At 36.1% G+C, this 11,471-nt stretch carries 7 protein-coding genes and 1 pseudogene; 6 read left to right on the forward strand and 2 right to left on the reverse strand.

The annotated features are described in order from the left end of the window. The first annotated feature begins 40 nt into the window (after positions 1–40). Positions 41–532 carry a hypothetical protein gene (locus tag IPK14_03580; protein ID MBK7992509.1) on the forward strand — a complete coding sequence of 164 codons (492 nt, stop codon included), beginning with the start codon at positions 41–43 and terminating at the stop codon, positions 530–532. An 80-nt stretch (positions 533–612) separates the two neighbouring features. On the opposite strand, the gene IPK14_03585 is transcribed toward IPK14_03580, so the two are convergent. Then, the gene (locus tag IPK14_03585) at positions 613–5,283 is read right to left on the reverse strand and encodes a choice-of-anchor D domain-containing protein (protein MBK7992510.1); all 4,671 of its coding nucleotides are present in this window, start codon (positions 5,281–5,283) and stop codon (positions 613–615) included. 522 nt (positions 5,284–5,805) lie between these two features. Here IPK14_03585 and IPK14_03590 point away from each other — a divergent pair. The 3 genes and pseudogenes from IPK14_03590 to IPK14_03600 all read left to right on the forward strand — a co-directional run bounded on the left by IPK14_03590 (position 5,806) and on the right by IPK14_03600 (position 8,222). Next, positions 5,806–7,097, forward strand: a pseudogene (locus tag IPK14_03590) (serine hydroxymethyltransferase). A 9-nt stretch (positions 7,098–7,106) separates the two neighbouring features. Further along, positions 7,107–7,718, forward strand: coding sequence for an FHA domain-containing protein (locus IPK14_03595; GenBank protein ID MBK7992511.1), 612 nt, complete (start codon positions 7,107–7,109; stop codon positions 7,716–7,718). A 33-nt stretch (positions 7,719–7,751) separates the two neighbouring features. Further along, entirely contained in the window at positions 7,752–8,222 is a 471-nt protein-coding gene (locus IPK14_03600; GenBank protein ID MBK7992512.1) for a nucleoside 2-deoxyribosyltransferase domain-containing protein, read from the forward strand. 101 nt (positions 8,223–8,323) lie between these two features. Here IPK14_03600 and IPK14_03605 read toward each other — a convergent pair whose 3' ends face one another. Then, entirely contained in the window at positions 8,324–9,277 is a 954-nt protein-coding gene (locus tag IPK14_03605; GenBank protein ID MBK7992513.1) for a GDP-mannose 4,6-dehydratase, read from the reverse strand. A 109-nt stretch (positions 9,278–9,386) separates the two neighbouring features. Between IPK14_03605 and IPK14_03610 the strand changes: the two genes are divergently transcribed. Together IPK14_03610 and IPK14_03615 are read left to right on the forward strand one after the other, a co-directional pair. Continuing rightward, positions 9,387–10,448 carry a glycosyltransferase family 2 protein gene (locus IPK14_03610; GenBank protein MBK7992514.1) on the forward strand — a complete coding sequence of 354 codons (1,062 nt, stop codon included), beginning with the start codon at positions 9,387–9,389 and terminating at the stop codon, positions 10,446–10,448. Between the two features lie 22 nt (positions 10,449–10,470). Then, positions 10,471–11,439, forward strand: a complete 969-nt coding sequence (locus tag IPK14_03615; protein ID MBK7992515.1) for a serine/threonine protein kinase — start codon at positions 10,471–10,473, stop codon at positions 11,437–11,439. Positions 11,440–11,471: the final 32 nt, after the last annotated feature.

Here is an 11,471-nt window from a genome sequence, read left to right on the forward strand (position 1 = left end):
TTAATCACAATTTTACAATGACTTAGCGAGGTATAATTACATGCTATTAAGGCATACTTTTGCCCAAAAATTGCTTACTGCTATAGTAGCTAGTTTTCTATTTGTAACAATTTCCTTTAGTCAAATTACTCCACAAAATAGCTTTCTAGCAGCAAAGAAAAAGACCCCTGAAGACCAAACTAAATCTATAGTAGTTCAGGCTGTTGCAGAACAAGGAAAAGCACTTGTAGGAAATGCAGATTCAGCTAATTTATTAATTTTAGTTACAGATGCTGAAACTGGAGAGCCTATTAACAATTTAACTGTTGATAATTTTCGGGTTAAAAACCATTTTTCTATTAAGGGTAAGCGTTGTGCTTGTAGTGAGATTAAAAGCCTAGCTACTACTGCTCAAGGAGCTTATAGGGTTAAGTTAGGTTTTAGCAGCAAAAAAACTGATTGTTTTTGGCAACCAGGCAGTTATTTATTGCAAATTATGGTTAAAGATAGTGAGTCTCAAGGACAAACAGCAACAACATTAAACATAAAATAACCCTTATAAATTAAAAGTAGCCGCCAGTTATTTACTGACGGCTATTTTATTTTATTTAATAAACTACTAACTTAATTAGCTTATTGCATACCTGTTGGGCCACCAAATAGGCCTGGATTTGTAGTATGTGAAGCACGTCCAGTTGAGCCTAAAATCAATTGGTTAGTAACGTCAAGAACACGATTATTTCCTGTGTCAGAGACAATTATTGCTCCATTAAGATTGTTGACTCTTACGCCTTCAGGTCGGTTTACTTGATTTAGACCTGTTCCAGCACTAGCAACAATTGATAAAAATGCTCCTGCACCGCTAAAGCGTTGGATTCTATTATTACCACTGTCTGCTACTAAAATATCTCCTGTAGTTGGATCAACTGCAACACCTTTAGGTTGATTCATAAGCCCTGGAGTTGTACCTAAATTAGCAAACACCATAAGGAAGCTACCTGTAGGTGAAAACTTTTGAATGCGATTATTTGCAGTATCAGCTACATAGAGATTTCCAGAATTGTCTAAAGCAATTCCTTGAGGTTTATTTACTGTACCAGGTGTAAGACCAGGCCCAGCCACAATACCTATAAATGTTCCTGCTGCGGTAAACTTCATGATTCGACTGTTATTTGTGTCAGCAACATAAAGTATATTTTGGGTATTATCAAAAGCTACAGCTTCAGGAGCATTTACTTGACCATTAGCCGTACCAGGCCCGGCAACAACTTTAATAAATGCACCAGCAGAACTAAACATCTTAACAGCATTATTTCTAGTATCAGCTACATAAATATCTCCAGTATTACCATTAGAAGTAACCCCTTGAGGCATATTTAAGTTTGCTGCACCTGTACCAGGTAAACCAAAAGCTGTAAAGGTGCTTGTAGCAGGATCAAGAATTTGAATACGGTTATTTCCTGTATCAGCAATATAAAGTTTTGGATTTAATCCAGCACCAGCTACCGTTCCTGAACCCATTAATGAAACCATTCCAGAACCACCATTACTAGTAATGCTTAGGTTTGCTGTCTTAGTACCAGCAGAAGTTGGTCGGAAAGTAACCGTTAACATCATTGAAGCATTAGGCCCAAGTGTTGTGCTAGCAGGAGCTTGTACTGAAAATTGATTAGCATTTGTACCTGTAATGCTAAATGGTGTGTTTAATGTAATTGTACCTCCAGCACCATTAGTAACAGTTACTGTAAGATTTGCACTAGCATTAACAGCAACAGAAGCAAAATTAAGCGAAGTAGGAGCAACTTGTAGTGATGGAACAGGCGCACTTGCTAAATTTTGTGGGTCGCTTGGAGTAAGCAACATAAAGTCATTTAAGTTGTCATTTGTATCTTGTGTACTACCAGCACCCCCGCCGGGTTTACGTTCATAACCACGATTTGCATTAGTAGTGCCAAGACTTGGTAATACATTTCCTTCTTTGAAGGCTGAAGCAGCATTTACACCTACTTGATCAATTATTGTGTTATCAGCCATTGTAAGAGCAATACCACCTGTATCAACAATACCAGTGTTATAAGTACGATCACCTGGTACAGTACCACTATAACCACTAGCAGCATTATTAACAAATAAATAATGACCACGTGCAGGTAACATTGTACCTGTTGGAATAGTAGCGCGATCAGCAACAGCAGGAGGAGTATTGCTATTAGAACCTCTTAACTTCAAACCGCCAATGTTAATTGGACTATCTGTATTGTTATAGATTTCTACAAACTCATCATTACCACCAGCAGGGCCTCGGAAACGGAACTCACTGATTACAAGAGCAGTGTTAAGATTAGGCCCACCTACGGCTTGACCTGAGCCATTTAATGTAACGGTTGCACTACCTGCACTACTAGCAATATTAAGCATAGCTGTCTTAGCACCAGTTGAGGTTGGAGCAAAAGTCACATTAACTGTTGTAGAAGACATTGCATTAAGAGTAAGTGTAGCTGGCAAAGCAACAGTAAATTGATTTGCATTTGTACCAGTAATAGTAAATGGAGTGTTTAGAGTTACTGGACTATCGCTAGTGTTGGTAATCATTACGCTAGACATTGCATTAGAGCCAACATTAACATTGCCAAAATTAACTGTTGTAGGATTGGTAGTTATTACAGGAGCGACACCACCAGCAATTATATCTGCTGTGCTACGTGGGAAAATTTGATAACCACTATCAAACGGATCTGTGCTATCAAATTGTGACACTAAACCAATTAAAGAAAAGGTTCCTGATGGTGTAGGAGTACCATCAATATTTGTGTCTCCATCAATTCTTAAAGTAGCACTACCAGTATTATCACTAATGGTTAGATTAGCTGTTCCATTTGTTGCTGGGAAAGTACCACTAGTAATTGTAACGTTGTTAACACGTACTAGACGACCTTCTAAAACTTCACCTACACCGTTGTTAGCTAGTTGAGATAAAGTAATAATTTGTGGTGTTACAGCCGGTAATGTTCCCATTGGAAGAGTCGTAATATTTGCAGTAACAGCACCTGGGTTAATTTCTGTTAAGCCATTAAATTGTACTACTGTACCAAATACTTCTACGTTAGTACCAATAGCAAATGGGCCAAAGTCAGAAGTGCTAAAAATGGTGACACCACCAGTTTGATCTTGAATGTAAAGTTCTATACCTGCGCCACCTCGGAAATCTACGGAAGTGACAACACCACGAACTTTAACTTGTTGATTAATTAAATCTGGAATAAAATCTGTTGGAGGGGTACCATTTGAATTATCAACCATATCTACACGAGCATCAGCAATTGGTAAAATGGTAGCACCTGGGTCTGGCGCGCCTAAGTCTACGCGGCTTCTTGGAGTAATGCTGTAATTAGATGTAAAAGGTCTTAATGGATCGTCTTGTTGAACGATACCAACTAAAGTAAATGGGCCACTTGGAGTAGCAAGGCCAGGCACATTAGTATCTCTATCTATTTTTAACATAAATGTACCAGTGCCATCGGTTACAGTTAAAAATCCATCTACTGAAGCAGGGGCAGTTGGAATTGTTCCACTCATCACTGTAACGTTAGAGATAGAAACCAACCTTCCTTCAAATCCTTCTAAGTTAGTATTGAGTGCTGAAAGAGTTTGTGTGCTTGGGGTGACAGTGTTATTGCTGCTTATAGTGGTAATACCAAAAGGAGAAGTAGTTTCTGCAAATCTTGGAGTAACTTCTAGTCTGACGTTACCATCAAGCATACCAATGCGGCCTCGTACTTCTACCATTTGACCAAGTGCTGTTGGTTGAATTGCTGGGGTAGAAGGTTGAGTAGTACGAGCGACATTGATTCCACCACTAGCATCTTGTACATAGTCATTGTTTGCACCAGAAGTTGAATAAACCCCTGTGCCAGCAGTAACAAGACCTTGAATACGTGCTGCATATTCTCTGTAAAGTGCCTCTCCTTTAGCATTAAGTGTTTTTACATTGCTAATTTGGGCAGTACCAGAGAAATAACCATCGCTAAAACTAGTAGTTTTGCCATTAGCAGTTGCATTTATTGTAAAATCAACTCTAGTTCCGTTTGGTTGAGCAGGGATTGTAGCTTGATAAGTGTTAGCACCATTTAAAGACATAGTTAATGGTGATTGTGCTACACCATTTAAGCTAAAATTTAAGGTGACTGTACTAATAGGATTTTCTTTATCATGAACTAATGCTCTTATTAATGCTGCTTCTGTAGCTAATGGTACAGTAGGGTTAACACTAGAAATTACTGTAGGAGGAAAATCTGTTGTTACACCAACTGAAGCACCATCAACGTTATAAGTTGTTAGTGGAATTTTCACACCACCATCATCAAAACTTCTAATAGTAAAAGTATTAGTACCATCTGTTTCTAACAAAATAGTACCATTTCCACCATTACCAACAACTGCACCGCTAACACCTTGAACAGTGGTTCTAGTATCGGTCGGTGGGCTAGCCTGGGTTTGATAAAATATTGGTGTTGTTCCTGCTGTTGGAACTCCTGTTCCAGCAAATGTATTTCCATTAGTTGCAGGAGTATTTAAGAAACGGTTTACAACTTCGCGGTTAGGATGACCAAATGTATTATTATCAGCAATTTGAGCAAAAGCTATTTCAGCCTTTGAAGCTGTAAGTAAGCGTTGATTGCTAGAAGTTGTACTACCATGATGGTTAAGTTGAATAGCATCTACGTCTCCAGCAAGCTGACCAACAAAGGTTTCAACATCTGGCCCTTGTGCAGTAGAAGTTGAACCTGCGCCTGTTAAGTCACCTGATACCAAATAGTCAAAATTATTATATTCAACAAGCAAAGAAAGACTTTGACCATTAATATCCGCAGTGTTAATAAGTACTGAACCACCGCTTAATAAATTTCCACCAGCAGCAATACAAGTTACTCTCATTCCTCCACCCATATCAATTACAGTGCCGGGTAGAAGTTGTTGACGAGTAACACCTGGGCGATTGGTAGCAGCTTTATAGTTATTAAACGCTGTTAATGTTCCACCTGGGTTTGGAGGTGTAACATTAGCTCCGTCACCATTATCATAAGCAATACCAGCAACACGATTAGCATTAAGAACTTCTGTAATACCAGCAATATGATCTATGTGATAGTGAGTAACTGCGGTAAAATCTATTGTATTAATTCCTAAAGTATTTAGCAGCGGAATAATTTTATTAGTACCACCACCATTAGGGCCAGCATCAACTAGCATAGTTTTCCCTGTTGGTGAAACAATTAAAGTTCCTGCTCCCTGACCTATCAACATTATAAATTCTAGCCGTGTTTGTTTGCGCTGTAGCTTTAGGCGATATTGGGTTAGTTGGTAAGATACTACCCATTAATATTATTGATAAAATGACGGCACTAGCTAAGAGCAGCACCCATCTCATTACTTTCATGTTATTTCTCCAGTAAAAGTTATAGGACAGCCCCTAAATCTTTTAGATTTTAATTTAACATGTCCCATAAATTGTTTATTTATATTTATTTACTATTAACAAGGTGAACAATTAAAAATACACTCGATACATATCTTAAGTTTTAACAACAGCTAAAACCTAGTTCCTACATTGATTACATTAGTTTGGAATTTCTATTGAGTAGGACTAGATATTTTAGCAGCGAATTATCATAACTCCAACTATAGTAAAGCCCTTTTACAAAAAATTTACCCATACTGGTTCTAATGTGTTGCTATTTCTTCTTTCCACTAATAGTGGGAATAAACTAAAATAGCTTTTCCTTATACTTTATAAATAACATACTCATTAAACATTAGGAGTTTTTCATGACAGAGCATTTAGCATGTCCATTGATAGAATCTGATCCAGAAATTGCTTTAACCATTTATCAGGAAACCAAGCGTCTAGCTAGTGGACTAGAAATGATCGCGTCAGAAAACTATGTTAGCGAAGCAGTTTTAGAGGCTTTAGGCTCTGTATACACAAATAAATATGCAGAAGGTTATCCGGGCCGCCGCTATTATGGTGGTTGTGAGTATGTAGATGTTGTAGAAGAACTTGCTCAAAAACGTGCTAAAGAAATTTTTGGAGCAGATCACGTTAATGTGCAACCTCATTCCGGTGCGCAAGCTAATATGAGTGTTTATCTAGCAATGTTAAACCCTGGAGATACTATTTTAGGGATGAATTTATCTCATGGAGGACATTTAACACATGGACATAAGCTTAATTTTTCTGGTAAATATTTTAATGTTGTAGCTTATGGTGTTAAACAAGATACAGAGCAAATTGATTATGATGAACTTGAACGCTTAGCACATGAACATAAACCTAAAATGGTAATATGTGGAGCAAGTGCCTACCCACGAATTATTGACTTTGAACGTATTGGAAAAATTGCTCGTGATATCTCAGCTTATTCTTTAGCTGATATAGCACATGTTGCTGGACTTGTTGCAACAGGTCTTCATCCTTCACCTGTTCCACATATGGACTTTGTTACTACAACAACCCATAAAACCCTGCGTGGCCCTCGCGCTGGAATGGCAATGTGTAAAGCAGAATTTGCTAAAAAGCTAGATAGTGCTGTTTTTCCAGGTGTTCAAGGTGGCCCACTTGTACATGTTATTGCAGCTAAAGCAGTTTCCTTTAAGGAAGCCCTTCAACCAAGTTTTAAGGACTATCAATCTCAAGTAATAAAAAATGCTGCTACTTTAGCCAAAAGCCTATCAGACCTTGGCTTTAGGATAGTTTCTGGTGGTACAGACAATCATTTAATGCTAGTAGATGTATTTGCTAAAGGTACAACCGGAAAAGTAGCAGAAAAGCCCTAGAAATGGCTGGTATTACTGTAAATAAAAATACTATTCCATTTGACCAAAACCCTCCACTTGTCGCTAGTGGTATTAGAATTGGTACACCTGCTTTAACAACTAGAGGTATGCAGCAAGCTCAAATGCAAACCATTGCCACTTGGATTGCTGAAGTATTAGCAGAACCAGAAAATGCTAGCCGACAAGAAAAAATCAAATCAGAAATACAAAAACTTTGTCAACAATTCCCTTTATATACTAATAGATTATCAACTTACGAAAAAGCAGCAGTAACTAATGCTTAAATATTAATTATGAAAAAAGAATCTATTGCTGAGATTGTAGAACAAACAATTAAGTATTTAGAACGTACTGGAGCAGACCGACTAGCTCAACAATACCTACATTTTGCATTAAGTAGTTTCGCTAGCGATTGTGAAGAATTACTATCACAGTACTTAGCACGCTATGCTATGCAAGACCAACAATTTAAGGCAGAATCTGCACAGCTTTTAATTTATCGTGAAAAGGAAATTATCGCTTGTTTTGTTTTGGACTCTCATGCCAACCTAATAGGCAGATTAGATCCTGAAACTCGTTGTTATCCTAATGTTGACTTAGGGTTATTTGACACTAGTGCTAAAATTTCTCGTCGTCATGCACAGATATATTCTTTAGATGGTCGTAATTTTTGGATTGAAGACTTAGGTAGTTTTAATGGTACACTGCTAAATAAAGTTAAGTTAGTCCCCTTACAAGCACAGCCCTTGCATGACACAGATGAAATAGTATTTGGTAATATTGCAGTAACTTTTAATTCTCCAATAATAGGCAAAGTTACCTTAGCATCTACTAATCAACTTAATGATGACAAAAAAGAGGAAAAATCTTTAATTGATGCTACAGATGCTGATATTGTTAACTAGTTTTATTCTTAAAAAAGCGAATAAATAATTGTGGTGACAGTAGTTACAGCCCCAAATAAAATTAATTTTTCTCCCAATCTAAAAAGTATTTTTTTAGCAGGCTCTATTGAGCAAGGAAAAGCTGACGATTGGCAAAGAGAAATTATAAAACAACTAGCTAATTATAATTGCTTAATACTTAATCCACGGCGTGAACAATGGGATTCATCCTGGGAACAAACTATTGATAATCCATTATTTTATGAGCAAGTAGAATGGGAACTTACAGCACAGCAACAAGCCGATATTATTGCAATGTATTTTGCTACAAACACATTGGCCCCTATTTCACTGTTAGAATTAGGTTTATTTGCTACTAGCCAAAAACTTGTTGTATGTTGCCCATCACCCTATTGGCGAAAAGGAAATGTTGATATTGTTTGTAAAAAGTATAATATCCCTACAGTCAACAACTTAGAAGAATTAATTAGTTTCTTAATAAATAAATTAATAGCCCCACTGTAAACGGCAGGTCTATTATCAAATGCCCCTACAGGGCATTATAGATTTTCTTTATTTTTTAATAAGTTACAAAGCAAAGTCCATGATTATTAAATCACAAATTTCTACTTAATAAACTTTTCTTTATACCAATCAACAAAATAGCTTATTCCTGTTTTGATATCTGTTTTTGGGTCAAAGTCTAGTTCTCTTTTAGCCAAACTAATATCAGCAAAAGTTACAGGCACATCTCCGGGCTGTTCTGGCAAATATTTAATTATTGCTTTTTTGCCTATGGCTTGCTCAATAGTTAAAACCAAATCACTTAAATTTATTGGTGAAGATTCTCCTAAATTATAGATTGCAAATGTTTTAATACGATCTAACGCATTTATTACACCCGTTACAATATCATCTATATAAGTATAATCCCGACGAGATTCTCCATTACCATAAATTTCTATTGGCTCATTATTAAAAATTTTACGGGTAAATTTATGGATTCCCATTTCTGGGCGTTGGCGTGGCCCATAAACAGTAAAAAATCTTAGGCAAGTAATAGGTATATTGTAAAGATGCGAATAATTAAAAGCTAAAAGCTCTCCACTTCTTTTAGTTGTAGCATAAGGTGAAATAGGTTGGTTAATTGGGTCGGTTTCAGAAAAAGGTAACTTGCTATTAATTCCATAAACTGAAGAAGATGAAGCAAAAACAAAATTTTTTACTTGCATTTGTCTACATAATTCTAACAGATGAATTGTACCTATCACATTTACCTGTTCATATAAAATAGGTTGACTTAAAGATGGTCGTACTCCAGCACGAGCAGCTAAATGGATAATACTATCAGGTTTTTCCTTAAGAAAAATTTTTTCCATTTGTTCTTTATTACAAATATCTACCTGGTAAAACTGATAATTGCCCTGCTTTTTAATATCGGCTAGATTTTCTCTTTTTATATTTGGAGGGTAAAAATCATTTAGTTCATCAACTATTATTACCTGATCGCCTCTACTAAGTAACCTTTCGCAAATATGTGAGCCAATAAAGCCTGCTCCACCAGTAATCAAAACCTGCATTATTATCTCCTTAATGTTATAATCAGCAAAATTTACACTTTATCATGCAAATTAGTTAAAACTCTTGTAATAATCACAAGTAAATTAGATAAGAAAATTTAGAGGAATTATGCAGCCAAGTTCTTTGTCTACTTTATCACCTACCGAAACTCTAACAAATAAAACAAATGAAAAAACAAGCGAAGTGTCAGAAACTCAACATCCAACAACAGAGAAGCCTCATCCACAAGTTTCTATAATTATTCCTGTTTATAATGAAGAAGAAAACGTAGAAGCCCTTCAAAATCACTTAAATAAAACACTAGAACAACTAAAAATAGACTATGAAATTATATATGTTGATGATGGTAGCAAGGATCGTAGCTTTGCACTTTTAGAAAATCTAGCTACAAAAGACACAAGAATTAAAGTAATTAAATTCCGTAAAAATCATGGACAAACAGCAGCTATGTCTGCTGCAATTGATGTGTCAAACGGGGAAATCATTGTTCCCTTAGATGCTGATCTACAAAATGACCCTCAAGATATTCCTAACCTTCTTAGAAAAATAGCTGAAGGTTATGATGTTGTTAGTGGATGGCGTAAAAAGCGTAAAGATACTTTTATTACTCGTAAATTGCCCTCAGTTCTAGCTAATCATTTGATATCTAGAGTGACTGGGGTTTACTTGCATGATTATGGTTGTAGCCTAAAAGCTTATAGAGCAGAAATTATTAAAAATGTTCGTCTTTATGGAGAAATGCACCGGTTTATTCCAGCTTTTTGCGCCTTAGAAGGAGCTAAAATAACGGAAATTCCTGTTAATCATCATCCTAGAATGGCAGGAAAAAGCAAATATGGGCTTTCTCGTACACTTAAAGTTTTTCTTGATTTAATGGTAGTAAAATTCTTGGGTGATTATGCTAAACGTCCTATCCATTTTTTTGGCACAGCAGGCGTTATTTTCTGTTTAATTAGTATGCTAACAGGCATAATTAGTGTATATAAAGAATTTACTGAACCACAAGTATATCTTAATTTGTTTATTTTTTTATCAATCTTTATATTTGTAGCTGGAATACAATTTATTATAGTAGGACTTTTAGCAGAACTGCTTATTCGTATTTACCATGAATCTCAAAGTAAGAAAACTTATACAATTGCTAAAACCGTAAATTTACCACTACTTTAGCTTTGGTGGTTAAGGAGCAAACATGGCGGTAAAGTTTTTACCAACAGCAACAGTGCTTGATGAACGTTACCAAATTGTTTCCGTTTTAGGTAAAGGCGGTTCAGGAGCAGTTTATAAAGCTAAAGATCTAGAAAGTAACGAAATTGTTGCTGTTAAAGTATTGATTACCAATGAGTTTGACCCACGAGCAGCAATGCAACTCCAATTTTTTCAACGCGAAGTTGAGCTACTTAAACGAGTCTCTCATCCAAATATTATCCATATTCTTGATAGTGGAATTAGCCCTGAAGGTCAACTCTACTTGGTTACAGACTATGTAGCAGGTAATAGCTTAAAAAGTATAAGGAAAACAGGTCAACTAACCCTAGATAGAATTTCTAGTATTTTTAATCAAGTGGCTGAGGCATTACAAGCTATTCATAATCAAGGAATTATTCACCGAGATTTTAAGCCTCAAAATATTTTGGTGACAGAAATTGAAAACAAAGAGATTGCTAAATTACTAGATTTTGGTATTGCTAAAATGATTCGTGGTAGTGACGAAGAAGCCTTTTTACGTACAATCACTAGTAAAGGTGTAATTACTGGTACAGCACAATATATGTCTCCTGAGCAGTGTCAAGGAGCAAAACTAGATGAGCGTAGCGATATTTATTCTATGGGAATTACTGCTTATGAATTATTTAGTGGAAGAGTGCCTTTTGATAATGCCAGCACTTTAGGGATAATTTTAATGCATATTGAAGTCCCTCCCCCTGCAATTGAAGGTATCCCAAAACCAATTGAAAATGTAATTATGAGAGCATTAGAAAAATTTCCTGAAAACCGTTTTGCTTGTGCAACAGATTTTTCTAAAGCTTTAGCCAATGCTGTTGTAGAAGCAACACGATTAGCAAATCAAGTTGTAATTTTAGGAAATGGTGCAAAAGCTGATGAAGAAACTGAAGCTTTTTCCCCAGAATTTAGCGAAGCCCCAACCCAAAGACACTAACTATAAAAACTTATTAATATTCTAGGACACTA

The organism is Blastocatellia bacterium, from assembly GCA_016713405.1.
Classification (GTDB): Bacteria; Acidobacteriota; Blastocatellia; order Chloracidobacteriales; family JADJPF01; genus JADJPF01.

Coding starts and splice junctions, on each gene's coding strand:
- IPK14_03580 (MBK7992509.1), top strand. CDS start 41: ATGCTATTAAGGCATACTTTTGCCCAAAAATTGCTTACTGCTATAGTA.
- IPK14_03585 (MBK7992510.1), bottom strand. CDS start 5,283: ATGTTGATAGGTCAGGGAGCAGGAACTTTAATTGTTTCACCAACAGGG.
- IPK14_03595 (MBK7992511.1), top strand. CDS start 7,107: ATGAAAAAAGAATCTATTGCTGAGATTGTAGAACAAACAATTAAGTAT.
- IPK14_03605 (MBK7992513.1), bottom strand. CDS start 9,277: ATGCAGGTTTTGATTACTGGTGGAGCAGGCTTTATTGGCTCACATATT.
- IPK14_03610 (MBK7992514.1), top strand. CDS start 9,387: ATGCAGCCAAGTTCTTTGTCTACTTTATCACCTACCGAAACTCTAACA.
- IPK14_03615 (MBK7992515.1), top strand. CDS start 10,471: ATGGCGGTAAAGTTTTTACCAACAGCAACAGTGCTTGATGAACGTTAC.